Raw genomic sequence first — 24,083 nt, forward strand, 5'->3', positions numbered from 1 at the left:
ACTCCACAGTCAACTCCACAGCCAACTTCAGAGGCCTTTTTCGACCCGAGCAGAACTTAGTTAAATAGTTCTGCTTTGAGTTTCTGCACTGTTTCCAAGGGCACACCGGTTATCTCGGCAATGTCTTCTAAAGGCAATCCTTTTTTCACTGCGTTTCGGGCTGCTTCCAGCTTACCTTCCAGCTTACCTTCCAGCTTGCCTTCTAATATACCTTCTTGCTTAGCTTTTTCTACCTCAATAGGATTGTACAGGAGTCTAGTCATGCTCAGCACCTCCTCATTTAGCTTTTCATCATTCACATATCTGTTGTTTAAGTACCGGAAGAGTTCTTCATTCGCTAAGAGTATTTTGTGCAGGTCCCCTCCGTCTATTTCCTCAACTTTAAAAAGTCTGGCTGCTTCATGAGCCATTTCTTCCACGATCTGTTGGGCTTTCTCGATTAATTCTCTGAGTTCTTGTTCTGTGTGGGTCTTTCTCAGTTTTATTCTTTCCATCTGATAGCGTAACTTAAATACCTGTAATGGCAATAGTGGATAGAGTTTTTGTTCTAAGATCTCTTCTTTACCATATTCCCAGTATTTCATGACCGGTACTCGGTATTTTACTTCCTGTCCATCGGGAAATATCAGTCTCAGTCTTAGTTCATCTTTAATGCTTGGATTTTGTTCGATGAAGATTACCAACTGTTTGGAGATGTAGAATATCGTTTCTTCTTGGTCTCCAACGCCTTGGGCTATTTCTTTGGCTTTGCTGATTCCGTATTCTAACATTCTGATGACCATGCTGTCATCGTTGAGTGTCTGTATCTCTACGTGATAATGATTAGATTGGTCAGCATCGCTAAGTTTAAGAAAGATGTCTCCTCTGAGAATATTATACGCATCGTCAACGAATTCATTGCTGCCAAAGCTTACTTCGGTGGCTTCTGCTGCATAGTTTTCTTTGAACAGGCTGTTTAACATGTTGATCAGAACTTTGTTCGATACTGTGAACAGCGATTTTAGTATTTCGTCCAGTTTTATCCGATCAGAGTTTGCGTCCTTTTGGGGCAAGTTGCTCACCTACCTTCTGTGAATATTATACAATAGACTGCGATCGATAACTACTCCTCAGGACAAAGGACTTCGGTACCTCCACGTCCTTAGGATTGAGAATATTCGCAAAACCACTTGACAAAGACCTCCTCCCCCTGATAAACTTAACACTGTAAAGTTTTAAAGGTGGTCGACAACTATGCGCACAAAAAGGCCGGAATGGCAGGTTGAGCAGACGCGAGACAAGATCCGACAGGCTGCATTGGAACTTTTTCGACTCCAGGGGTTTCAGGAGGTGACGATGCGTAAAATTGCCCGGCAGGCTGGGTTTTCCCCGACGGCAATCTATCTTTATTATCCGGCAAAAGATGCTTTGTACTTGGAAATTCTGAAAGACGGGTTTGAAATTTTGTTTCGCCTTCTGCAGACCGGCACAGACCCGATATTGCCGCCGCTGGAAAGAATTCAGCGTTATACCCAGACCTACTTAAAATTCAGCCAGGAATACGCCAATTATTATGATCTAATGTTTTCTTATCCAGTGCCCAAGTATTTGGATTATGTGGGAACAGAGATGGAATATTTAGCCTGGGAAGAAAAAAGGATAGCCCTGCAAGACCTGGAACTGCTTCAAACGGCATTAAGAGAAGCCCAAGCTCGCCAAGTCCTCAGAGCTGATTTAGAAGCAGTCTATATGGCGAACACCTTATTAAGTCTCTGTCACGGCATGATTTCCTTGCACCGTTCGCATATATGGTCTGAACTGAATACATCTCTAACCGAACTCTATCATCAGGCAGTGGAAAACTTCCTGTCCGGCTTGATGGAGCGGCGGCTTTCAGAATCGCATCCCATCGAATAGAACCCAGGCAGAGCAACGCCGCCTGTTAAATGCTCCGCGTAGGCCCGGGTGAAACGGGGTAGAGCAATGTCAAAAGGACAAACGCGTAATGCATTGTTTTTCTGGTAAAGGGGGGGATCCGTGATGTATCAAGCGCTGGATGTTCTGGGCGCTCGTCTGGCAGGGAGTGCCATGCTGAGGCTGATGTCTCTTTCTTTTCGTCTGGATCCGGCGTTGCGACGCAACCTGGTTGACGGCAAGAAAGGCTTGTACGACTATGTTTTCAATGCCCGGTTGTTGTTCCGGACTCGGGATGATTCTGTTCTGATTCATGTTGAGTTCAAAGAGGGAAAAATGCAGGTGGGCCGAGGTCGGATTGAGCGTCCGGATTTAACCCTGACTTTTAAATCTCCTCAAACCTTGCGCAAGCTTTTTTCTCCCTTCAATCCGGGGGATCCCTTGATCATGATGTTAGAGAACGAACTTTCCGCTGAGGGAAATATGATATTTCTCGCCCGATTCGGACATCTGGGGAAAGAAATCTCCACGGGTAAGAAAAAACGACGTCGGCTGGCCCATGCCGGCCCCGTGCCACTATCGGAGGTCGGCACAACGCCACCCTCAGGTGCAACCTACAATCCCGAGTCCAAAGCGAAACCCTTTTGGCCCATGCAGCCACCCGGGGCAGCAGCACCAACCAGCAATTCCAGACTCAATGAGGCACCGATTCGGCAAGCAACCCTCATATCCAGCCCCCATGACCAAGTTGGGGTACTGTCCGAACCGTTTCTCAGCCGTTACACCTTGGAGGACTTTCCCCGCCTCAAGTTTATCCGTCAGAGGCTTAACGATAACCCCGGAGAAATCTGCAGCGAGAGACCCCGCCTACTCACGGAGTATTTTCTCCAGGCCGGCTTCGAACGGGATGCTTCCGGACGGGAACGGGATCCGGAACTGCGTCAGGCCGAAGCCTTAAACCATATTTTGACACACCGCCAGGCGGTTATCCACGATTGGGATATTTTAGCGGGAACGAGCACCACGAAAGAGGTCGGCGTTCTGCTCTACCCGGAATTTGGTGCGGGTCTTCTCTGGCCGGAACTTCTGACGATTGATGAACGCAAACTTAATCCGTACCGAATAACCGTGGAAGATATTGATATCCTCAACGATCTCATCTTTCCCTTCTGGAGCGAACGTAATGTCATGGAATACACTCGGGCCCACTATGGTAATCCGAGTTGCCAACAGCTCAATGACCGCTGGGTGCTTTATTTTTCCTGGAAACCGCATGCGGTATCCCATACTATTCCCGATTTCCCCACTATTCTCCGGCGTGGGCTTTTGGATCTCATGCGCGAAGCACAGGAAATGGAGGCCAGTGCCCAAACGGAAAAAGAACGTACCTTCTATCTCGCTTTACAGATTGCTCAGGAGGGGGTTCTGGCCTATACGGCACATTTGCGGGAAAAAGTGCAAGAGATGGCCGCCCAACTTACGCCAAGGGAATCGGCGCCAGAGCAGCGCCGTAAGCAAGAGTTACTGGACATGGCGGAGGTTTTGGCCAGGGTTCCGGCTTATCCGGCCCGCACGCTGAAGGAAGCGGTCAACGCCATCTGGCTCTGTTGGGTCTCGCTTCATATGGAGAATATGAATGCCGGACTCTCTTTGGGCCGTCTCGATCAATGGTTACAGCCCTATTTTCTGCAGGATATCGCCCGTGCCCAAAGCGAAGAAGAAAAGGAAAAAATTATTTACCGGAGCATTGAGTCAGTCGGAGCCTTGTTCTTGAAATGTGCCGATCATCTTCCGGCTTCCCCGGACATCGGCAACCGTTTATTCGGCGGCAGTTCTTCCGACCAAGCTCTAACCCTCGGCGGGGTAACTCCGAGCGGAGAGAGTGCGGTTTGTGATATGACCTACATTTTTCTCAAGGTTACGGAAATGCTCACCCTGCGCGATCCGAATGTGAACGCCCGCTACTATCCAGGCGTCAACTCACCGGAGTACCTCAAACGCCTGATCGAGGTGAACCGCATCACCGCAGCCACACCTTCCCTGCATAATGATGCAGCCATCATTCCCGCCATGCTGCAACAAGGATTCAGTTTGGAGGATGCGCGAGACTGGGCTGCCACGGGATGTGTGGAACCGACCAGTGCCGGCCGCCATTTTGGGCACACGAATAGCATGCTGCTTAATACAGTGGCTCCGCTGGAGATGGCCCTGCATAACGGCTTTCATCCTCTCCTGGGCGAACAGGTGGGACCCGAAACCGGCGATCCGTCCCTTCCCGGAACTTTTCCCACATTTGCCTCTTTTAAAGAAGCCTACAAGCTGCAATTGAGTTTTCTAATTAGTCAGGCTATTGAGTATAATAACCTTTTGGGAAAATCCCATCAGTATCTCCATCCGACCCCTCTATTGTCTTCCTTCATCCAAGGCCCCATAGAGAAAGGAAAAGACGTTATTGAAGGAGGTGCCCGCTATAACTCTTCCGGTGCCGCTCTCGTCTCCATTACGGATGTGGTTGATAGTCTGATGGTCATTCGGAATTTGATCTATGAGGCAGAAACGGTCAGCTGGACCATTTTATTGGCTGCTCTAGCCGCAGACTTCAAGGGTTATGAAACCCTTCATGCCCTAATTCTCTCCAAAATACCTAAGTTCGGCACAGAAGCCGAACAACCACGCCAACTCGCCCAAGAACTGATCGACTTCATCTATGCTGAATATCAAAGCCACGAAAACTACCGTGGCGGCAAGTACACCAGTGGTTTCTGGAGCATGTCCAACCATGTGGCTTTCGGCACGCTCTCGGGAGCGATTCCTTCCGGACGGCGGAAAGGACAGCCTTTTACACCGGGAATCACCCCTTCGCCGGGGGTTGGCGATCAACTCCTAGACAACATGCAGACCGTTGCCTCGCTTAAAGCTGAAATGATGCCCAACAACATCGCTTTTAACGTAAAAATTGCCCCCGGTCCTCAAGATACGCATGCCCTGTTTGTCGAGCGGGTTGCTGCCTATACCCAAACCTATTTTGAACTCGGCGGTATGCAGCTTCAGTTTAATATTGTAACGACCGAAACCCTCAAAGACGCCATGGCTCATCCCGAGAACTACCGCTGGTTGCTGGTACGCATTTCCGGATATAATGCTTATTTTATTGAATTAAACGAGGATATGCAACAGGAAATCATCCGGCGTACGGAATTTCATCTGGAAGAGAAACGGGGGCTTGTATGAACAAACCCTCGCTGAGCAAAACCTTGATCAGAGAACCTCTAATTATAGAAATCAAGCGCAATGCTTTAGACGATGGGCCCGGCATCCGCACCGTTGTCTTTTTCAAAGGCTGTCCCTTGTCTTGTGTCTGGTGTCAAAATCCGGAGGCCATTAACCCTGAAGTAGAGGTAATGTTCTCGCCGGGGGACTGCCTTCACTGTGATATCTGTCAACAGGCTTGTCCCACCGGGGCCCTCGATCTGCAGCGACAACCCTACCCTATTGACTTGGCAAACTGTCAACACTGTACGGTTTGTGTGGATCCGTGCCCCAGCCAAGGACTGCGGCGTATGGGCCGGGTCTATACCGTCGAGGAACTGATTGAAGAAGTCTTGCGGGATAGCGCATTCTACCGCAATTCAGGAGGCGGAGTGACCTTATCCGGGGGCGAAGCCACCCTTTACCCGGATTTTCAAATGCGACTGCTTCCAATACTGAAACAACAGGGAATTCATATTACGCTGGAAACGTGCGGCTATTACCAGCGCCCTCAGTTCGAGAGGCATATCCTTCCCTATCTGGATCTGATCTTCTTCGATCTCAAGTTCGCCGATGCCGGGCAGCACCAGCGGTATACGGGCAAACGCAATGATCTCATTTTAGCCAACTTCCGGCAACTGGTGAAGCTGTCCAGGATACCGGTATTACCGCGCATACCCCTGATTCCGGGAATTACTACGACTCCGGAAAACTTACAAGGCATCGCGGATTTTCTGCGTTCTGAAAATATACATGAAGTAGCCCTGCTGCCCTATAACCCGCTTTGGAGCGAAAAAGCAGAGCATCTGGGACGGGTACTGACTTATCAGCACTCACAATGGCTGAGCGCAGAAGAACTGTCCGCCTGCAGTCACTATTTTACAGACTTCAAAATCATTTACTTTTAAGGGGGTATCGGAGTGAGCACTAAATACGGGGGCTACATGGGCAAAGTATTGCAGATTGACCTTTCTAACCAAAAACTTAGCGAATATCCTTGGACCGATCAAGACCGCGAGCTCTATTTGGGTGGTAAAATCATGGCGGCGAAAATCCTTTATGATAACCTTACGACCAAAATCGATCCGCTCTCCGCAGCGAATCTCTTAGTCGTCACGACCGGGCCGCTGACGGGAAGCGGGGCACCGAGTTCCAGTCGCTTTAACATCTCCACCCTTTCCCCCCTGACCGAATTCATTGCCTCTTCTAATTGTGGGGGGACCTTTGGACTGTTTTTGAAAAAAGCAGGCTACGATGCGCTGATCCTTGGCGGAAAAGCTGCCAAACCCGTCTGGATTGAAATACATAATGAAACCGTGGCCCTCCATGCCGCCGACGCGCTGTGGGGCAAAACGACCGGAGAAACCCAGAAGCTGCTCCAGGCAGACACGGGCAAGCTGGTCATCGGTCCGGCGGGTGAAAACTTGGTGCGGTACGCCTCCATTGCCAGCGGTGAACGAATGGCCGGTCGGGCAGGCATAGGTGCTGTCATGGGCTCTAAAAATCTAAAGGCGGTTGTGGTAAGTGGTGATCACACCGTTCGCATCGCCGACCGTACAAGCATGAAAAAAATTTATCAAGGTTGGCTCAAACAACTGCGGCAACATCCTTTAACAGGTAACCTTTTGCCTAAACTGGGGACGGCCGGTCTCTTGGTCCCGATGAATGCCCATAAAATTCTGGCGACTCGTAATTACCAATACGGTCAATATAAGGATTTTGAATTGATATCCGGTAAGACGTTGGCTGAAAAGCATCTCGTTAAAAACCGAGGTTGTCAGACCTGCCCGATTCAATGCGGCAGGGTGGTACGGGTTGAGGGCCGGGAGGTCAAAGGCCCAGAACTGGAAACACTGGGGCTGCTCGGGTCGAATCTGGAAAACAACGACTTGGAACTCATCTTGAAGTGGAACCTGCTCCTGGATGAACTCGGAATGGACACGATCAGCACAGGCAGTACCCTAGCGTTTGCCATGGAGCTGCAAGAAAAGGGACTGTGGTCAAACGGACTGCAATTCGGCCAAACGGCTAACCTGGAAAATATTTTTGCTGATATTGCTTATCGGCGAGGCATCGGCGATTTGTTAGCCGAAGGTACAAAACGGTTGGCGAAGCGATTTGGCGGTCAGGCGTTCGCCATTCAGGCCAAAGGACTCGAACTTGCCGCCTATGAGCCAAGGGGAGCGGTCGGACTGGGTTTAGGCTATGCTACGGCCAACCGGGGAGGGTGTCATCTCAATGCCGGCTACTTAGTGATCTTGGAAGGTCTGGGACTTAACATGGATCCGCATACACCCAAGGCTAAAGCTGCCCTGACCATCACCCTCCAAAATATCATGGAAGCGGTATCGGCCGGCGGCAGCTGTGTCTTTACGCTATTTGCCATGATTCCCTCCGGCTTGGTCCGCCGGCCCAATCGTTACTTGACCCGCCTCGTCAACCAAGCCTTAAAACACTCCGGAGGGATGGTTCACCTGATCAACAAGCTTTCTGCAAAATTCCTGGCACTAAATCTTCCGTTGCTGCCACAAAGCTCTGCCATCCGTAGTGTGACCGGTCTGCCGATGAATTTCGGTAAATTCAGGGATATCGGGGAGAGAGGCTTCACCTTGGAAAGAATGTTTAACCTTCGCCTGGGCTTAACTGCAAACGATGACAGTTTGCCGGAGCGCCTGACCGCCGATCTTCAGGATCCCCATGATCAGCGCACCCGAGTCCCACTTGACGAGATGAAACAGGAGTATTACCGCAAGAGGGGCTGGGATGCCGAGGGCAGACCCCGCGCCAAAACCTTAAGAAGGCTGGGTTTGCTTGAGCGGGTTTGAGTATTAGATCACATTGAGTATCAGCGAGTAAATCTTGGTTTATTGAGGGAGGAGAGGAGCAGTTCTATGCCTCCAGTCCTAATCGAAACACTCTTCATCGGTGCCGGAACGTATTTGTTGCGGGCCGGTTCCCTGAGTTTGTGCAGTCGTGTATCTTGGCCGGAGTGGGCGCGCAAATGGCTGTCCTTTGTCACACCCGCTGTCCTGATTGCGACTTAAACAAACCGGCCGGCTCCTCAACTTCGGGACAAGTCCGGTACAGTTCCAACGGGTCAAGATCCAGACATTCCGTTTCATCATAGTTGCCCTTGAGGTCCCAAGCTAGTGTATGATTTAAGACCTTGCATGAGCCGAGAAATTTTTCTCTGTCTATCAGCGGTGCAAACACCCCTTGGCCCACCAGATTCTTGGCGTCAAAGAGTTTAATACTTCCGTCGTCAAAGTAAATGTATACACGATAATCTTCAGTGGGTATGACTTGAATAACTTCGGGAAAATAATCCATAACAATCACCTCTACGCCAAAGGCGCAATCTTGTTCAAGGGTGCCAATGAGCGAGCGAGTTCCCAATTCTGCATTAACTCATCTCCATGGATCTCCGCCCACGCAAGAACCAATTTCAATTGTCGTTTCGGTAATCGGCCCTCTAAGACCCTGCCATTGAGAAAGTCGATCAGGGCCTGTTCCCCATTATACTCCGCGTGAAAATGTGGCGGAATATGGTCCCTCCAATTCATGGTAATTCGTATGCCAAAAAACAAACTGATCTCAGGCATGATTCCCCTCCTCGACCCGGAAGAATATAGCGCTCGCTTCACTAACTTCGATATCCATATTGTACCACAGGCCTTAGAAGGGCATCAAGCCCCTAACTCCCCAGGCTGTGCTCACACCTTTGACAGTGGTTTCCTTTCAATCTTAGGTTGCGCGCAGACTGCTTCCAGGAAAGCGTGCGCTTCGGCGACGGCCATTACATCATCCCGATCCGTGGTGAAGAGTGGGGGACAAAAGTGGATACAAACGAGGACGGCACGTATAACACCATGGTAGGGGATACTATTGATGTCACAACCATCCAAACCATAAATTTCGGAATAAAGGTTTATAACGCCACTTCCAGTGACCACATCAGGATTTTTACCAAAGCGGGGTGGGTTGACCCCGGCAATCCGAACATCGGCGATACGAATTGGCTTCCGGCCGGCAGCGGCAACCCTTGGACCTATGTGTTCAGCAAGACCTTCACGGCCAATGAACAGACTTTTGTGCGTGTCGAGTTGAGGCAGTCTTGGTTAACAAACTACTCCATGGATGGGATGACCAATCCAATCTACATCAATATCCATTGAGGAATGATTTATGTGAAAATAGATATCCATGGCCAACAAAGCTTTGGTAGAACTGGAGGGAGAGAAAAACCTGTTGCAACCATTCTTCTACCGGAAAGGAAAACAGCTTAAGATAACAAAAACAGAGACGGTTAAAGAACACTATTATTTGCCCCGCCTGTCTTTTTACCTGGAAGACGGCACGGAGGTGACGGGGAGGATATATGCCGACTTGCAGGAGAAAGGATTCGTTTATGAGTTTGCAAGTTCTGAAGCGGTAGATATTCGTCTGGCCTGCAGCATCGAATATGTTAACCTGCTGCGCTTCAACTCCCATAACGTAGCGGTAGAGAAGACGATAAAAACAGATAAATGGCTGGGCAACCCTGTACTTGATATTGTCTCTCCCCAGGTTTGTTTAGCCTTGGCTTTTGGTGGCGATGCGGATTTCGATTTCAGCTACAGCGGGAAAAACCGGCTGCTCAACTTAACCATACCCTGCAAAAACAGAAACTGTTTTTATGTAAGCCTAAATTCTGATACAGACGGCGCTTCCACGACCCTGATCCATCTAAGGAGGAAAGGCTATCAAAGAATCTACGCTGAGTTTGCAGCCTGGATAACGCAAAAAACCATTTCCTATGCCAAAGACGGGGCACTGGAAAGGATTGTTAATGAAAACCTGTTTTTTAATTATTTCTTTGCTGTAGCCAAAGACATGGAGAGCGACAGGTACCTGGCCTTAACCTCACGCAGCCCGCGCTACTACGTTTCCGGGGCCTTTTGGGAACGTGACAGCTTCTTGTGGTCATTTCCCGCCGTCAAGCTGGTGAACCCGAAGTGAATCTAAAGGAAGGCATCCAACTGGCGGTTTTTTGGGCGGATGACCTTGCGGTGATCAGAGGCCGCAATTACGAGATGTTTATCAGCGAAGCGGCAGAATTTGCCATCAGGAACAATGTTTTTCTGGTACCGGGACTCTATATCAAAGAGGAGCATTTGTGTTTATGTGTTATGGACAACAAAGGAAACCTTATCGGTGAACAGAAAGCGACACACCTTAACAGCGCATGGTTTGGGGATTTGCAGAGGAGTTCGGAGATCAGGCTAATTGACACTCCCTTCGCCAAATTGTTCCTGTGTGTTGATATCGACATCTATAAGCCGGAAGTGCTGCGCATCGCCGCGCTGCTGGGAGCGGAAATCGTCGTCAGCAGCCAGTATATCGCCGAAGAGGATTTCAATGAAGCCATGATCCTTGCCGGTGCCTGGCAGCAGGCCCAGCAAAACTGTCTGTATGTCATCCATTCAACGAACATTACCGGCAACATTATCGGCCCCTGCGCTGCTGTGCAGGATTTAAGCGGATTTATTACCAGAACGGAGACAAGAACTCCTTTGTATGCTGAACTTTCGGCGAAAAATAGGCAACAAGCCTATACTGCCTTTCCGGTTTTCAAAGGTCTGAACTTGCAGTTATATCAAAATCACCTGAAAGAATTATGGGATTAAAAAGGGTGTGGACAATGAAAAGCAAGTTTCTGCTTAAAATTCTGCAAAAGCATCTGGGCAAGAAAGGTGATGCGGCCAGAATCAGGAGCTATATCAGAAGTAAGAATATTGTCAACAGCGGGAACCTGAGTAGTGTAGACCCTAAGAAGATAGTAGTAGCGGTGGTCCAGGAAGAAATCGCCATAATGCAAAACTACAAGGAATATGTCGACATGATGTATGGGTTCACCAAAGAGGCGGCAGACAGAGGGGCCCAGCTCATAAGTTTTCCGGAAGAAAACGGTACTCTGGTCCTGGGAATGCTGCCTTTCATTAAACTTATTTTAAAAATTATGCAAATCAACAAGGACAAAGCCGACGTCAAAAACACGCTGGAAAACAAGGCTGTAAGTAACACTGAAGCAGCTCACCAAAGCCGTCATGACGCTCAGAAAAAGAACACCGGGATCGATCCGGCTTATATCTTTTCTTTTCTGACACCTTTTATCAGCAGTGTATTTGAGACCACTTTCAGCGAACTGGCAAGAAGCTTTGGTATCTATATCATGGCCGGGAGCGTGATCATCGAAGATAAGGGCAAATTGGTCAACAGGGCTTACCTGTTCGGGCCCGATGGCGAAGTTGTGGGTACCCAGGATAAAGCTCACCTGGTAGAACTGGAAATGGATCTGGGCCTCGCTGCCGCTGACAGACTGCAAGTTTTTGACACCAAGGTGGGCAAGGTTGCCTTTCCGGTCTGCATGGACGCCACCTATTTTGAGACCTTTAAAATCCTAAAACAGCAGGGGGCCCAAATAGTTATCATACCTATTGCCAACATGGAAGATTATAATTACTATCTCGCTTTACGCGGCATCTGGCCGAGAGTTCAAGAAAGCGCAGTATACGGTTTGAAGTCTTCCCTGGTGGGCGAGCTTTACGGCATCAAATTTACCGGGAAGGCCGGGCTATTTGCCCCTTTGAGGCTTACCCCCGCCAGAGACGGGGTGATAGCTGAGGCAGCAAGTTTTGACCGGAGCGAATTAATTTGTGCGAGTATTAACCTGACATTGCTGGACTCCTATTCTGACCCGTATTTCAGCGATCAAAACCCGGAACTGTATAAGAAATATCTTCCTTATGTCTATGAGTTGTGAAGAGAGATCAAAGGCGGAATAGAAGGTCCCATTGGCTGTGGCCCTTCTTCTCTATAACCCCTTTTCCAGCTCCAGCAGAGCAGCCTTCAGTGCTAATCCTCCCGCATAGCCCGTTAAATTTCCGTTTTTGCCAATTACCCTGTGGCAAGGAACGATAAAAGAAACCGGATTGTTATGTATGGCGCCGCCTACCGCCCGGGAACCCTGGGGTAAACCTACCGAAGTGGCAATATCCAGATAGCTGCGGGTCTCGCCAAAAGGAATACCGGTTAGAGCCTGCCAGACCTTTTGCTGAAATTCCGTCCCTGCAGATGCAACTGCGGCGAAAACTCCTGCAGCCCGCCTTGAAAGTACTCCCTCAGCTCCTTGCGTATCTGCTGATTAGGGCGGAAAGCCCGAACCAGCCAATACCCCGGAAAATGCCGCCGCACCCAAGTGCGAAGTCTCTCTTCTTCCTCTCCTCTGTCTCCAGGACTGACCCAGCACAAGCCCTGTCCCGAGCTGGCTACCGTCACGTTGGTCTCGACCCTACCCATGTCGATCCCTTGACTGCAGAAGCAAACAGAATCTGGCTGCAGCCAGGTGCGCACCGGGGCGCATCTCAGCCCTCCTTCCTGATAAAGCGTCACAGGTGTCTTATCCCCAGCCAGGCGTTCTGTAACCTCCTGGGGAAGCTTCCAGCCTTCGCCTGCCGGACCGGCCTTTGGCACGAAATGGTAGAGCAAGGCTGCCAAGGTCCGCGTCTCCGCCTGCTCTGCCCCTAAGAATGGCCTCACCCGCTCTTCCAGAGGAAACACCCATTCTGGGGCATTAAGGCTCACTTGCAGTAAGCCCCACAGAACCCCATTACGCAGGCTGGGGTCATCCAACAAATCGGATAGCATCCAATGAAAATGCCCATACGTTTCCGGACAGTTCGCCATGATACTGCCGATAGCCTGCCCGGCATTCCAGGCTGTACCCCCGGACTCTTCATTCAGCAGCCAGAAATAGCGCTTCACCAGCTCAGACGCATATCCTGGTTTTTCTTGTTCAAGCCATTTAGCCACGCGGCCCAATCCTTCAACCGCCCGCCAGAAAAGCAGTCCCTCCGCGGCGATCACCCGGCTCTGCAGCTGCCTAATCACCTGTCTGTCATGAGTTGCCCAGGATCCCAAGCGTTGCCAATCTGCTTTCAAAAGGATTTGATCCAATTCGTCCTTCCCAGGAATCCCTTGTTCCCTATTTTTTGCCATTACAGTTGCCTCTTTCTCCAGTTTATCCCTACCCGTGGATAGACCAGGAGAATTTTCATAGGACCACCTTCCTTTGGACGACATTTTATCCTTATTATGTGATAAATGCAAGGGGGTATACGGATTCTTCTTTACTTGATTTTCGCAGGTCTGAAATCGGCCGAATATTCGGCATGATCGCCTCACCTCAGGTAACATTATTTTCCGCCCCCTGCCCAGCCGCCCTGCCCAGTGAAAATGTAAGAAGTGGTATTCACAAGCGGGTAAGGTCGTTGTCTCCTCTGAGTTCGTACATGCGGTATTGAAGCGCTTCCGCCAGATGCCCGGCCGAAATGTCGGCCGCGGCTTCCAGGTCAGCGACGCTTCTGGCCACCCGCAAGATCCGGTCATAAGCCCGGGCGCTCAGCCGGTGGAGCCGAAAGGCACGTTGCAGCAGTTCTTCGGCTCCTTGGTCCAGTCGGCATAGCCGTTGGGTTTCTTGGGCCGTCATCTGGGCGTTGGTGCGCCCTTCACCCAAGCGCTCCCATTGGAGTTCCCGGGCCCGGATGACCCTCTGCCGAACGGCCTGCGAACCCTCCCCTCCGGTTTCTTGTTTCAGTTCCGCCAAGCTCAGACGGGGGACTTCCACCTGCAAATCGAAACGATCCAACAGCGGCCCGGAGATTCTCGCCCGGTAGCGCTGGATTTGCAAGGGCGTGCAAGAGCATGTCCTTCCAGGATCACCCAAAAATCCACACGGACACGGATTCATTGAGGCCACCAGGCTGAGATCCGCGGGATAATCCGTGCTTCCTTTCTGACGTGTCACGGTGATGCAGCGGTCTTCCAGTGGTTGTCTCAAGGCTTCGAGCACGGTTCGCGGGAATTCGGGCAATTCATCCAAAAAGAGAACGCCGTGGTTGGCCAAACTGATTTCCCCGGGCCGTACTTCCTTCCCTCCCCCCAGAATACCGGATAAGCTGGCGCTGTGATGCGGATGGCGGAAGGGGCGCTCGCTGACGAGTTTCCCATTGGCCGGCAGCATCCGGGCCACACTGTAGAGCTGGGTCACCTCCATGCTCTCCGGTCCGCTCAGAGGCGGAAGGATGCCGGGATAGGCCTTGGCTAAGAGTGTCTTGCCGGAGCCCGGCGGACCGACGAGAAGGACGTTGTGCCCCCCTGCAGCCGCGATTTCCAAAGCTCTTTTGGCCTGCCGCTGCCCTTTGATATCCGCCCAGTCAACACTCTGAGCACCTTCAGCCGCCGGGTGGACGTCCTCCTGGAGCGTAACCTCATCCAGAAAGCCACAGCCTTGCGCGAGCGCGTTGCCCAGCTGGGAGAGCGTTTCGGCCGAGGCACTGGTTACAGCCGAAACTAAACGGGCCTCTGCCAAGTTCCCCGGCGGGACGATGAGACTCAGCCGATAGCCCGATATTTGCCCTCCAGGCACCTCTGTTTGGGTCAACGCGGCGGCCATGGTCAAAATACCCGGCACACTGCGTAACATTCCTTCCAAGGACAGTTCCCCGACAAAAACGTAGGGCGCGAGCAAAGACACTTCAATCTGCCCGGTAGCCGCGAGTATTCCCATGGCGATCGGCAGATCAAAGCCCGACCCCTCCTTGCGCAAATCGGCCGGAGCCAGATTGACGGTGACACGCTGGAGCGGAAACTCATAACCCGAGTTACGCAGGGATGAACGCACGCGATCCCTCGCTTCCCGAACAGCAGCGGCCGGGAGGCCGACCACGTCGAAATTTGGCAAACCGTTGGACACATCGACTTCCACCCGAATCAAGTGTGCCTGCAGGCCGGTCAAGGCCATCCCCCAGACAGAAGCAAACAATTACCATTCCTCCCCTTTGAAGGAGAGAATTCGACTTCCAGTTCCGGTAATCCTGCCCAATTTTACTGTGCTCTGCCTTTTTCTTTGCCAGCTCGGATGTGCGCCCTCTGCCAAAAGCTCCGGAAAGTCATTTGTGGCTCCTGTCTCCTCGTTTGGGGATCTCCACCCAAAACGTGCTGCCAACCCCCAGCTGACTCTCGACCCAAACTCTCCCCTCATGAGCCTCCACGATTTGTTTTACGATCGCCAAGCCCAGCCCCATGCCCCCGTCTTTGCGGGAACGAGCCTTATCGACACGGTAGAACCGTTCGAAAATGTGAGCCAGGGCTTCCGGGGGTATCCCCTCTCCCTCGTCCTTCACCCAAAATCTGACCGACCCTGAGAAAACTTCTACTCCCACCTCAACCGTCTTGCCTCTTCCGGTGTGACGGAGCGCATTGTCCAGGAGATTGATAAAGACCTGGAGCAGTCTGTCCCGGTCCGCGGCAATTTCGCCCGTCGCCGGTAGAATGTAAAGTCGTACGCCCAAATCATGCGCCTTGCCTTGAAAACGCGGGACCAGCTCCTGCATGAACTCTTTGAGCCGCAGGATAGAGAACTGCAGAGCCTGCTCCCGCTCCAACCGGCTAATGTCCTGCAGTCTGTGAACCAGTCTGGCCAGGCGCTTACTCTCATCCAAAACAAGACCGATATTCTCTGCTTCTTCCGCTTTGGGAATAACTCCGTCTTGAATCGCTTCCAGATAGCCCTGGATCAGGTGCAACGGTGTGCGCAGCTCATGGGTAACACTGGCCAGAAATTCGCGCCGCTCTTTCTCCGCCCGCATAGAGGCACTCACGTCCCGCAGGACAATCACATGTCCGCGAATTCCCCCGCTTTCCGCCAACGAGGCCATTCCCACCTGCAATACTTGCCGGCCCAGCGCCAGGGTCGGCAAAGGCATGTCACGAATACCGGATGAACCACCCGCGGCGCGGCTCACTCCCGCCCCGTCCTCTGATTCCGGCTCGGCAGGAAAGTTTTGCCGGCCGCTGCCCTCGGTTTCCGTCGACTCACGGTCCGGCTCCGTCGGGGCCAGAACTTCCCGCTCGCCGCTTCTCCGCGCTTCTGCCGGCTCACCGGCCGGCTCCGTTCGAGTCGGAGCGTTCTGCGCTTTCGTAAATTCCCCGTCGTCAGGTACGCCCGCTTTTATCGCCGCTTTCGCCGGCTCCGGAACACTTTCGCCTGCCGGCAGGTCCGTCGTCGGCCCGGCGACCTCTCGTTTTTCCGCTATAAGCCCGCGCAAAAATTCCAGAATGAGTTCCCGGCGTCCTCCTCCTCCTTCCTCCCCGTCATCTTGCCATAGCTGCTTGGCCGGATCATTGGCATAAAGCAACTCGCCATCGCTTCCCAGCATAATCACGGCGTCACTGATTCCCCTCACAATCCCTTCCAAGAGGCTTTTTTCTTGGGAAAGCCAAGTGACATGATCGTTCAGGCTCCGGCTCATCGAATTTAAAGCTGAAGCCAGCTCTCCCATCTCATCCCGCCCGGATATTCCTTTGATCGGTTCAAAATCCCCCTGGGCCATGCGACTGGCCGCCTTCTGCATCAGAGCCAGAGGCCGGGTCATTTGCCTGGCTAAGAACAGGCTGACCAAAGTGGCCAGGGCCACCGCCAGCAAGGAAGCGTAAAGGATTAAGCGCCGGAACGTATCAATACTCTGCTGGACTGGGACCGGTGAGCTTCCGAGCAAAACCACGCCTGTGACCGGCTTGTGTCCGATCGGGGCCGCGGCAATCAACATGGCCGGTCCGTTGCCGTTGACTGGCAGCGCCTTAATGGAGAGTGTATTTCCGGCCAAAACCTCCAGCAGGTTGTCTGTACTGAAAAAGTCCGTCGGCTTTAAGGTCCGCCCCCACATTAAACCGCCGTCCCAACCCGTCCCTGCGGGTACCCCCGACGGATAAATCGTGCCCATGACCGCTAGTGTTGCACCCGAAGCATTAAGGAGTACTAATTGAGTGCCATCCGCCAGCTTTGTGCCCTGAATGGCCCTGAAGCGCTCATTCCAGCTCTGTAGCGGAGCTAACTCACTGGCCGTGGCAGTCGCTTGTGCCTTCAGTGCCGCCAACTGCTGCTGAAAGTAGAACCCCGTAAATAGCCAAGTGATCGTAAGACCCAGCCCTCCCAACACTGTCAGAATGAGCAGTGTCATCGCCAACCACAGCTTGATGGAAATACTTAATGGATGGTTGAACTTGAACATAGTACTCCTCTATCCCCACCCCCTGGGCGGCACCACGTCTAAACCAGTTTTCTCGCAAGGGTCATCCGTAGGAAAAACCGCCTTGGTCTTGGTGATTTTCCGCTGTACGATTATCCGTCCGTCACAACCGTATTCGTTCCCTGGACGGGCACCACCGCGAGGTGAAAACCTGATGACAGGCCCCTCAAGCCAGGAAATACGACTTGCCTTAGACAGCACTACTCTAGGGGGTTATACTTTCTGCTCTTTCAGGTCCTCGAGGACTATCAAAGCCCCCTCGGAAACATAGCTGCGAAATTCAAAATTACGAGGCTTCGTGGCAGGGAAAAAGTTGAACCCTGTCCCAGACAGCACTACTCTGGGGTTAAAGCTCTTCGCCCCTATACGGCTTATGACGCGTTCTTTACCCCCGAGCTCCCCCTCCGCGCGTTTGAACCGGGCAACTCCCGCCGGGGAAATACTCGCGATTAGGGCAACTTTCGCTTGACCCCCGCAGCCTCCGCTACCCCTGCCGCAGCCGGCTCCCGCTGCAAACAAAGCCTTTGTGCCGCCTTGACTTCTCGCCCAAGAGCGACTTCGCCGCAGCCGGCTAAATACCGAGACAGCCTTTATGCGGCTTTGGCGGAATGCCAATCTTGCCTTTGGAGAGCAGTACTCAGTGCTGAGATAGACTTTGTGCCGCCTTGACCCCGCAAGGGCTTTACGCGCTCGGGTCAAACTTGTACCCCACGCCCCACACGGTTGCCACCATTCGCTTAACTTTCGGATCCGTAAGTTTCTCTCTCAGTTTTTTGATATGCGTATCCACTGTACGCGCGTCGCCGTAAAAATCGTAACCCCAAACCGTTTCCATCAATTGCTCCCGGGAAAACACTCTCCCCGGATTTTTCGTGAGAAAATACAGAAGCTCGAATTCCCGCGGTGTCAGGGCAATTCCTTCCTCTCCGACCGTAACGATGTGTTTTTCCTTATTGATTTTCAAAGGACCGTAAGCGATGTCTTTTTCAATCCGGTCCATCTGCCCGCCTGAGCGGCGCAGGAGGGCTTTAACTCGGGCAACCAGCTCCCGGGTGCTGAAAGGCTTTACCAAATAGTCATCCGCTCCCAATTCGAAACCCAGAATCCGGTCGAATTCCTCCCCCCTGGCGGTAAGAAAGATGATCGGGACATTGGAGCTCTCCCGGATTTCCCGGCACACCCTCCAACCGTCAATTTCGGGCATCATCAGATCAATAATCAGCAAAGCAAAGCGGCCCGCGCGAAACTTTTCCAAAGCCACCCGGCCGTTTTCGGCCTCAATTACCTCATACCCTTCCCTCTGAAGATAGAGCCTGACCAGACTCCGAATCTTCTCTTCGTCATCCACAACCATAATGGGATCCATTGCCCCTGCCCCCTTTGCCGAAGCCGATTTATTTCACTGACTAGCTTATCATAGCACTGATTCGTGATCAATTTGTGACCAATCCCTGCCCCATACCCCTACGGCTCTCGAAGATCTTCGATGAGCGACCTGCTCCCTGCTGACGTGCCAGTTGCCCGCTGCCCTTATCACCCTCGACGACCAACCCTAAACCCAAACCCAAAGCGGAGAATTTCGCTGCGCTGCCCAGACATATAAGAAAAGCGTCGAGGATAAACGTGTCAGCCGAGCGCACGGTCCCGATGCGGTAAAGCACTCGTAGAGTACAGAAAAGCAGAGAACTCCGGTTCCCCGCTCCCAAAAGGTCTTCTTTTGAGTGCTCCAACCCCGCGCAACTCCCCGCGGAAGCCCCCACTTTTCGTCATTGCATGGCTGACCCGCTAAAAAACTCCTTTGAGCCAATTGACTTCCGGAACGGCGGTTCCCTTCTGCCAACGCAGCGCCAGGACATCAAAGCGCACTGGGGGATAGTCCCTGTAACCTTGGGCCAACAAATAGTAGTTCGCCACAGCCCTCAATCGGCGCATTTTGTTACCTGTCACACTTTCTTCACCCCAGCCCAGCCGCCCGCTGCTCCGGCCCCTCACTTCTATAAATACTATCCTTTCCCCATCCTGCGCAATTAAGTCAATCTCTCCCCTGGCGCAACGATAATTGCGCACGAGAACTACGAGGTGCGCCTCGGTCAGGACCTTAAGCGCATAATCCTCTCCCGCCAGTCCCAGACCTTGTTTATAACTGTCTCCTTGGGAGGGAGTGTTCCCGCCTCCTTGGGGTCGAACGCACCTGTCTCCTTGGGGTACAGATATCGGGCTTTCGCTTTGGGCAGGTCTCTTGCCTTCCATCGACAGCTCTCCTCCGCCGGAACATGTCGCCGCATTCCGCTTCCTTACATTTTATACCTCTTTTACCCGTCTGGGAACCCTGCCCCCGGTGTTTTCCGGAAGTAACCTCACACGCTCCTCGTAACCTCACACGCCCCTCAACCCGCGTCAGACGAAGGTATCTCTTCTTTATGGCCCGCTCGTGTACCCGGTAAGGGCCGGTGTCCCTTTCGGAGCAGGTAAATACCGCCCAGAACCAAACCCAAGGGAATGATACTGTTCCGCACCAGGAAATAATACCTCTGAAATTCCGGAGATAACCTGTAAATCAGGTTTGTCTCAAAGACACTCATGAACCCCAACAATCCCAGAACCAAAAGTGTGCCGCCGACTAAGCGGTTTTTGCTGCGCAGGAAACTGAAATCAAACAATTGGGAGTCGAAGAATCCCCGGTCTTCCAAAGTTTCACCCAGTTCCCTTTGCCTTCGCAGATGATGACTTTCAAAGAAACTGAAAAACCAAGTCGGAACAATGACCAGCGGGATCACCGCGGTCACATTGATAGCGCCGGCCAAGAAAATGACACCGAAAACAATGATCATCAACTCTAACCCTCGCCGAAAAAGCCCCATATGCATATGCGCGGCGCCTGGGATCAGACTGAAACAAAAAAACATCAGCCGCTCCCAGAAATTCGTTCCCGGCCCGGGATCGTCCTCCGGGAAAAGGTTCTCCCGGAGGCAATGCCGACAAACCGTCTTGTCATCTACCTTGATGCTGCATTCCTGACAAATGGGATTCTTGCATCTGATACAGATAGCCTCGGCTTCCCGGGTCGGATGATAATGACAATTCATCTTACTTCCTCCCTCTAAATCGCGCTTACTCTTTACCCGGAACCCAGCTGCCCATCTCATCCTGCCCACGGCCCATCAGACCGAACTTTTCCGCCGCCACACTGAGCGTCTGACTCAAGTGGGTAAAGGGCAACGCAATTTCCTTGCCAAATTGCACGTTCAAGTCGGCGACCTCACCACTCCTGAGATTGCGACCGACCGGAGTCAGGTTGACCATTAACAGAATAATCCCTGCCGCCAACAGACTGAACCCCAAGTGTTGCAACCCTTGACCGAAACGGGGAAATCCGGCTTTTGCCCTGTACTTTCCCATATCAATGGCAGCCATCACCTGATCTTTGATCATTGGGGGAGCGATTAAAGGCACCCGGGCAACCGCCAAGAACCCGCTTGTCTCCCTAATAGCAGCCACTCTTGCCCGGCACTCGGCACAACGCTCAAGGTGTGTCTCCATTTCCCGCATTTCCATTCGGCTCAAACTCTTTACGACATAGCTGTGCCATCTATCCCGACTGCGAAAACAAGTCATGGCACACACCTCCTGCTTGCTTGAGCGGGATTTTTTCCCGCAGCATTTTTCTCCCCCGGCTGAGTCTCGTTTCCACCGTCCGCTTGGAAATAGCCAAAATAAAGGCTATTTCCTGAGGCGTCCATTCTTCAAAGTAATAGAGCATAAGCACGGTACTGTAACGTTCGGGCAGACAGCCAACCGCCCTATGTACTTCAGCTGCCCTCTCTTGCCGGAGGAACCGTTCCTCCGGGCCCGCCTCCCCGTCGGAAAGATTGAGCAAGCAAGTGGCTTCTTCACACCGGGGCCTTTTTTTGCGGCTCCAATCTATACAATGGTTTACCGCGATCCGGTAGAGCCAAGTGGAAAAAGCCGAGCCGTGTTTGAACTTTGCCAAGCTGTTATAGGCTTTGATGAGGATCTCCTGGGTGAGGTCCCGCGCATCTTCAACGTTTCCGGCATAGTAATAGGCGGTTCGGTAAAGCCGGGTCTGATAGCGATCCACGATGACGGCATATTTCTCGCCATCCCCTTGCAGGATACTCTGAATCAGTTCTTCATCCCTCAAACAGCCATCACCGCCTTCACTACTCTTTAGACGTATTCGCAGCCGAAGCTACGCCAAGTGAGGGTAAGCTGACAGACGAATCTTCTGGCATGCCCGCACTGTCTCCGTGAAATTGCTTCCGCGGCGGAGGGTAAAGCGGCGTTCGACCGGCGGAGACAAGAACAGCGGTACGGGCCCCCCTGAAGGGTAAGGGTAACAAAAACAGCAAAACCCCATGGCGCTCAGCTTCCTTCTTAAAGCCAAACGCCCGGGGTTTTAATGCTTACCACCGATTTCGTCTGTTTTTCTTAGAGCTCAATGGGATTGATATCACCCAAAATGAAAGAGTAGGAAAATATGCCGAAGATAATAATAACGCCGGCGATGATAAAACCTGTGTTAAAAGATCCCGTTTTGTCAATGATGTAGCCTGTAATAATCGGAGCCGCGACACCCATCAGATTATTAAAGAAGTTCATAATCGAACCGACGCTGCCAACCATTCCTTTCGGGGCAATCAGAGAAGGAATGGACCATCCGACCGGAGCCGAGAAAGCCAGCCCACCCAAGGCGATGGACAAGTAGGTGATTTGCAGGTTCGGATTCGTCGTCGTAGGCTGCAATATGACAAAAGCGCCCAGGATCATTCCTAGGATTAAGATTGTTTTGCGAACTTTGTTCGGATTGTACCCTTTCTTAATGAAGTGGTCTACCATCCAACCCCCGATGAAGATATCCGTAATCGTGGCTACGATCCAGGGGATAACCGTGTACAAACCGCCCTTGGCCATGCTCATGTGCATCTGCTTCGTCATGTAATCCGGCAGCCAGGTCAAAAACAGGTAGAACGTGTATCCGTAAGCCATAAAGCCGAGCGTCAGGCCCCAGACTTTGCGCTGGGCCAAGAGCTTGACGAAACTGCCCACGACGCTTCCTTCCGCCTGCCCTGCCTGCTGGGCCCCGTTTTGTACGATATATTCTCTCTCTTCTTGAGTCAGCATCTTATGTTCGGATGGGTCGCGGTAGATAATCCAAAAAACCAAAGCGAAGACCAGGTTTATAAGCCCCGTTACGACAAAAGCCCCTCGCCAGCCCCAGTTCATAATGGCCCAAGTCGAGATGCCCACACCGATCACGTTGGAGAATTTCGCGGCACCGTCGAATATCGAAGTGGCCAAGCCGCGTTCACGCAGAGGGAACCAGTACCCGGTCGCCTTCGAATTGGCCGGAAAGGCCGGTGCTTCCGTGATCCCTAAAAGCATCCGCATGGCCGCGATCCCGCCGAATCCGCCTAAAAAGGCTGTCCCAATGGTGGCAAGGGACCAGAGAAACGTGCCGACCCGGGTTATCCATTTCACCCCCAGTTTGTCCAACAGGACACCAACCGGAATTTGCATGAGAGTGTATGTCCAAAAAAAGGCCGAAAGCATAAAACCTAATTCCGTGTGGCTCCAGCCGTACTGTGAAGCCATCTTCTCGCCTGCAACAGAGATGTTCGTCCGATCCAAATAGTTCACCACAACCCCGGTGCCCAACAAAATTCCGATTCCCCAGCGCACATGACCTTTCGGTGTTTTTGCACTCGTTTCCATCGCTGTCATCCTTTCTAATTCTACTTTTTACTCTGCTTCTTTGTGTCTGCTCTATCCGTCACCCAGTCTTACCCCCTCCATTTTCCTCTCGCCTGCAACCTCTTTCTGTTCTGCCGACAAACTCCTTTCCCGATTTTTCCTCTCTTCTTTCTATTACCCTTCCGTCCTGTTTGTCACCGCGTGCCCGCCGAATTGGTGGCGCAAGGCGGCCACCACTTTTCCCCCCATTGACTCTTCCTCAAGTGAGCGGAAACGCATCATTTGACTTAAGGCAATTGCAGGGGCAACGGCTTGCAGTTCCAAGGCTGTTTCAATCGACCACCTTCCTTCTCCGGATGAATTCATGACCCCTTTAATGGATTGCAAACCCGGATCTTCAGCGAATGCCTGAGCCAGCAGCTCCATGAGCCAACCTCTGATCACAGATCCGTGGTTCCAAACCCGGGCGACATCCTGCAAGGGATATTGATAGGGGCTTTTGGTCAGAATCTCAAATCCTTCCCCCAGGGCTTGCATCATACCGTACTCAATGCCGTTGTGAACCATTTTCAGGAAGTGCCCAGCTCCCGGCTCGGGATATGTAATAAAACCTCCGCTGACGGCCACGTCCCGGAACAGCGGCTCCATCGCCTTGAGCGCTTGCGCTTCACCGCCGGCCATCAGGCAGCAGCCCTCTCTGGCACCTTCAATCCCGCCGCTGACGCCGGCGTCGACAAAATAGATTCCGTATTTGGCCAGCTTTTCATGCCTGGCCAGGCTGTCCTTGTAAAAGGAATTCCCTCCGTCGACGATAATGTCTCCGCGCGCAGCCAGCCGGGCCAGTTCTGTCACGGTCTCTTCGACTGCTCTGCCGGCCGGCAGCATAAGCCAGATCTTTCGCGGTGGCCGCAGAGCGGCCACTAAACCGGCGAGAGTATCCGACCATCTTGCGCCCAAAGCCTGAATTTCTTCCCGTACTTGGGGGTTCAGATCATAGGCGACAACACCGTGTCCCTTCCCGACCAAATTCTGAACCAAGGCTGAGCCCATTTTGCCCAAACCGATAAGCCCCATTTCCATGCCTGATCATTCCCTCTCTCA

24 protein-coding genes are annotated in these 24,083 nt (G+C 52.2%); 9 read left to right on the top strand and 15 right to left on the bottom strand.

Going from position 1 to position 24,083, the window contains the following annotated elements; all coding sequences use genetic code 11:
• Nucleotides 1–56 precede the first annotated feature (56 nt).
• Nucleotides 57–1,052 (bottom strand): RpnC/YadD family protein, encoded by a 996-nt coding sequence (locus tag MNU25_RS16050; protein ID WP_240985986.1) that lies wholly within the window; start codon nucleotides 1,050–1,052, stop codon nucleotides 57–59.
• Nucleotides 1,053–1,233: 181 nt separating this feature from the next.
• Here MNU25_RS16050 and MNU25_RS16055 point away from each other — a divergent pair, with 181 nt between their 5' ends.
• From MNU25_RS16055 to MNU25_RS20660, 5 genes are all read left to right on the top strand, one after another.
• Entirely contained in the window at nucleotides 1,234–1,896 is a 663-nt protein-coding gene (locus MNU25_RS16055) for a TetR/AcrR family transcriptional regulator (RefSeq protein ID WP_240985987.1), read from the top strand.
• A 123-nt stretch (nucleotides 1,897–2,019) separates the two neighbouring features.
• Complete coding sequence (locus MNU25_RS16060) at nucleotides 2,020–5,124, top strand: pyruvate formate lyase family protein (protein ID WP_240985988.1); 3,105 nt, start codon at nucleotides 2,020–2,022, stop codon at nucleotides 5,122–5,124.
• Entirely contained in the window at nucleotides 5,121–6,050 is a 930-nt protein-coding gene (locus tag MNU25_RS16065) for a glycyl-radical enzyme activating protein (RefSeq protein WP_240985989.1), read from the top strand. The genes MNU25_RS16060 and MNU25_RS16065 overlap by 4 nt, the downstream gene beginning before the upstream one ends.
• Before the next feature lie 12 nt (nucleotides 6,051–6,062).
• Nucleotides 6,063–7,967, top strand: a complete 1,905-nt coding sequence (locus tag MNU25_RS16070) for an aldehyde ferredoxin oxidoreductase family protein (RefSeq protein ID WP_240985990.1) — start codon at nucleotides 6,063–6,065, stop codon at nucleotides 7,965–7,967.
• A 66-nt stretch (nucleotides 7,968–8,033) separates the two neighbouring features.
• Complete coding sequence (locus MNU25_RS20660) at nucleotides 8,034–8,186, top strand: AzlD domain-containing protein (protein ID WP_372503682.1); 153 nt, start codon at nucleotides 8,034–8,036, stop codon at nucleotides 8,184–8,186.
• Here MNU25_RS20660 and MNU25_RS16075 read toward each other — a convergent pair.
• Together MNU25_RS16075 and MNU25_RS16080 are read right to left on the bottom strand one after the other, a co-directional pair.
• Entirely contained in the window at nucleotides 8,158–8,472 is a 315-nt protein-coding gene (locus MNU25_RS16075; protein WP_240985991.1) for a DUF2442 domain-containing protein, read from the bottom strand. The two genes, MNU25_RS20660 and MNU25_RS16075, sit on opposite strands and share 29 nt — an antisense overlap.
• A gap of 11 nt (nucleotides 8,473–8,483) precedes the next feature.
• Nucleotides 8,484–8,744 (bottom strand): DUF4160 domain-containing protein, encoded by a 261-nt coding sequence (locus tag MNU25_RS16080; protein WP_240985992.1) that lies wholly within the window; start codon nucleotides 8,742–8,744, stop codon nucleotides 8,484–8,486.
• Nucleotides 8,745–8,978: 234 nt separating this feature from the next.
• On the opposite strand from MNU25_RS16080, the gene MNU25_RS16085 reads away from it, so the two are divergent.
• The 4 genes from MNU25_RS16085 to MNU25_RS16100 are packed head-to-tail and all read left to right on the top strand — an operon-like array spanning nucleotide 8,979 to nucleotide 11,944.
• Entirely contained in the window at nucleotides 8,979–9,317 is a 339-nt protein-coding gene (locus MNU25_RS16085) for a hypothetical protein (protein ID WP_240985993.1), read from the top strand.
• 28 nt (nucleotides 9,318–9,345) lie between these two features.
• Nucleotides 9,346–10,140, top strand: coding sequence for a hypothetical protein (locus MNU25_RS16090; protein ID WP_240985994.1), 795 nt, complete (start codon nucleotides 9,346–9,348; stop codon nucleotides 10,138–10,140).
• Entirely contained in the window at nucleotides 10,137–10,808 is a 672-nt protein-coding gene (locus MNU25_RS16095; protein WP_240985995.1) for a carbon-nitrogen hydrolase family protein, read from the top strand. Before MNU25_RS16090 ends, MNU25_RS16095 begins: the two co-directional genes overlap by 4 nt.
• 14 nt (nucleotides 10,809–10,822) lie before the next feature.
• Entirely contained in the window at nucleotides 10,823–11,944 is a 1,122-nt protein-coding gene (locus MNU25_RS16100) for a nitrilase-related carbon-nitrogen hydrolase (protein WP_240985996.1), read from the top strand.
• A gap of 51 nt (nucleotides 11,945–11,995) precedes the next feature.
• Here the strand turns inward: MNU25_RS16100 and MNU25_RS16105 are convergent, their stop codons facing one another.
• The 12 genes from MNU25_RS16105 to gnd form a co-directional block, all read right to left on the bottom strand.
• A complete protein-coding gene (locus MNU25_RS16105; RefSeq protein ID WP_240986886.1) occupies nucleotides 11,996–12,208 on the bottom strand; it encodes a methylated-DNA--[protein]-cysteine S-methyltransferase in 213 nt (70 codons plus the stop codon).
• Nucleotides 12,209–12,213: 5 nt separating this feature from the next.
• Nucleotides 12,214–13,179: a DVU0298 family protein gene (locus tag MNU25_RS16110; protein ID WP_240985997.1), complete on the bottom strand. Its 966-nt coding sequence runs from the start codon at nucleotides 13,177–13,179 to the stop codon at nucleotides 12,214–12,216.
• Between the two features lie 253 nt (nucleotides 13,180–13,432).
• A complete protein-coding gene (locus MNU25_RS16115; RefSeq protein WP_240985998.1) occupies nucleotides 13,433–15,004 on the bottom strand; it encodes a YifB family Mg chelatase-like AAA ATPase in 1,572 nt (523 codons plus the stop codon).
• A 127-nt stretch (nucleotides 15,005–15,131) separates the two neighbouring features.
• Nucleotides 15,132–17,252 carry a sensor histidine kinase gene (locus MNU25_RS16120; RefSeq protein ID WP_240985999.1) on the bottom strand — a complete coding sequence of 707 codons (2,121 nt, stop codon included), beginning with the start codon at nucleotides 17,250–17,252 and terminating at the stop codon, nucleotides 15,132–15,134.
• A 700-nt stretch (nucleotides 17,253–17,952) separates the two neighbouring features.
• The gene (locus tag MNU25_RS16125; protein ID WP_240986000.1) at nucleotides 17,953–18,636 is read right to left on the bottom strand and encodes a response regulator transcription factor; all 684 of its coding nucleotides are present in this window, start codon (nucleotides 18,634–18,636) and stop codon (nucleotides 17,953–17,955) included.
• Between the two features lie 67 nt (nucleotides 18,637–18,703).
• Complete coding sequence (locus tag MNU25_RS16130; RefSeq protein WP_240986001.1) at nucleotides 18,704–19,000, bottom strand: hypothetical protein; 297 nt, start codon at nucleotides 18,998–19,000, stop codon at nucleotides 18,704–18,706.
• A gap of 55 nt (nucleotides 19,001–19,055) precedes the next feature.
• Nucleotides 19,056–19,520, bottom strand: a complete 465-nt coding sequence (locus MNU25_RS16135; RefSeq protein ID WP_240986002.1) for a YraN family protein — start codon at nucleotides 19,518–19,520, stop codon at nucleotides 19,056–19,058.
• Nucleotides 19,521–19,657: 137 nt separating this feature from the next.
• Nucleotides 19,658–20,356, bottom strand: a complete 699-nt coding sequence (locus MNU25_RS16140) for a hypothetical protein (RefSeq protein WP_240986003.1) — start codon at nucleotides 20,354–20,356, stop codon at nucleotides 19,658–19,660.
• Nucleotides 20,357–20,381: 25 nt separating this feature from the next.
• The gene (locus MNU25_RS16145) at nucleotides 20,382–20,885 is read right to left on the bottom strand and encodes an anti-sigma factor family protein (protein WP_240986004.1); all 504 of its coding nucleotides are present in this window, start codon (nucleotides 20,883–20,885) and stop codon (nucleotides 20,382–20,384) included.
• Complete coding sequence (locus MNU25_RS16150; RefSeq protein WP_240986005.1) at nucleotides 20,860–21,432, bottom strand: RNA polymerase sigma factor; 573 nt, start codon at nucleotides 21,430–21,432, stop codon at nucleotides 20,860–20,862. Before MNU25_RS16150 ends, MNU25_RS16145 begins: the two co-directional genes overlap by 26 nt.
• A 287-nt stretch (nucleotides 21,433–21,719) precedes the next feature.
• Nucleotides 21,720–23,003: an MFS transporter gene (locus tag MNU25_RS16155; protein ID WP_240986006.1), complete on the bottom strand. Its 1,284-nt coding sequence runs from the start codon at nucleotides 23,001–23,003 to the stop codon at nucleotides 21,720–21,722.
• A gap of 153 nt (nucleotides 23,004–23,156) precedes the next feature.
• On the bottom strand, nucleotides 23,157–24,062 hold the full coding sequence (gene gnd, locus MNU25_RS16160) for a phosphogluconate dehydrogenase (NAD(+)-dependent, decarboxylating) (protein ID WP_240986007.1): 906 nt from the start codon (nucleotides 24,060–24,062) through the stop codon (nucleotides 23,157–23,159).
• Nucleotides 24,063–24,083 lie beyond the last annotated feature (21 nt).

The sequence above is a fragment of the Acididesulfobacillus acetoxydans genome (genome assembly GCF_902729405.1).
Classification (GTDB): domain Bacteria; phylum Bacillota; class Desulfitobacteriia; order Desulfitobacteriales; family Desulfitobacteriaceae; genus Acididesulfobacillus; species Acididesulfobacillus acetoxydans.

Bases quoted from the DNA above. Each gene is read 5' to 3' on its own strand.
- MNU25_RS16055 (WP_240985987.1), top strand. From the start codon at position 1,234: ATGCGCACAAAAAGGCCGGAATGGCAGGTTGAGCAGACGCGAGACAAG.
- MNU25_RS16060 (WP_240985988.1), top strand. From the start codon at position 2,020: ATGTATCAAGCGCTGGATGTTCTGGGCGCTCGTCTGGCAGGGAGTGCC.
- MNU25_RS16065 (WP_240985989.1), top strand. From the start codon at position 5,121: ATGAACAAACCCTCGCTGAGCAAAACCTTGATCAGAGAACCTCTAATT.
- MNU25_RS20660 (WP_372503682.1), top strand. From the start codon at position 8,034: ATGCCTCCAGTCCTAATCGAAACACTCTTCATCGGTGCCGGAACGTAT.
- MNU25_RS16075 (WP_240985991.1), bottom strand. From the start codon at position 8,472: ATGGATTATTTTCCCGAAGTTATTCAAGTCATACCCACTGAAGATTAT.
- MNU25_RS16080 (WP_240985992.1), bottom strand. From the start codon at position 8,744: ATGCCTGAGATCAGTTTGTTTTTTGGCATACGAATTACCATGAATTGG.
- MNU25_RS16090 (WP_240985994.1), top strand. From the start codon at position 9,346: ATGGCCAACAAAGCTTTGGTAGAACTGGAGGGAGAGAAAAACCTGTTG.
- MNU25_RS16100 (WP_240985996.1), top strand. From the start codon at position 10,823: ATGAAAAGCAAGTTTCTGCTTAAAATTCTGCAAAAGCATCTGGGCAAG.
- MNU25_RS16110 (WP_240985997.1), bottom strand. From the start codon at position 13,179: ATGGCAAAAAATAGGGAACAAGGGATTCCTGGGAAGGACGAATTGGAT.
- MNU25_RS16120 (WP_240985999.1), bottom strand. From the start codon at position 17,252: ATGTTCAAGTTCAACCATCCATTAAGTATTTCCATCAAGCTGTGGTTG.
- MNU25_RS16125 (WP_240986000.1), bottom strand. From the start codon at position 18,636: ATGGATCCCATTATGGTTGTGGATGACGAAGAGAAGATTCGGAGTCTG.
- MNU25_RS16135 (WP_240986002.1), bottom strand. From the start codon at position 19,520: ATGGAAGGCAAGAGACCTGCCCAAAGCGAAAGCCCGATATCTGTACCC.
- MNU25_RS16140 (WP_240986003.1), bottom strand. From the start codon at position 20,356: ATGAATTGTCATTATCATCCGACCCGGGAAGCCGAGGCTATCTGTATC.
- MNU25_RS16145 (WP_240986004.1), bottom strand. From the start codon at position 20,885: ATGACTTGTTTTCGCAGTCGGGATAGATGGCACAGCTATGTCGTAAAG.
- MNU25_RS16155 (WP_240986006.1), bottom strand. From the start codon at position 23,003: ATGGAAACGAGTGCAAAAACACCGAAAGGTCATGTGCGCTGGGGAATC.
- gnd (WP_240986007.1), bottom strand. From the start codon at position 24,062: ATGGAAATGGGGCTTATCGGTTTGGGCAAAATGGGCTCAGCCTTGGTT.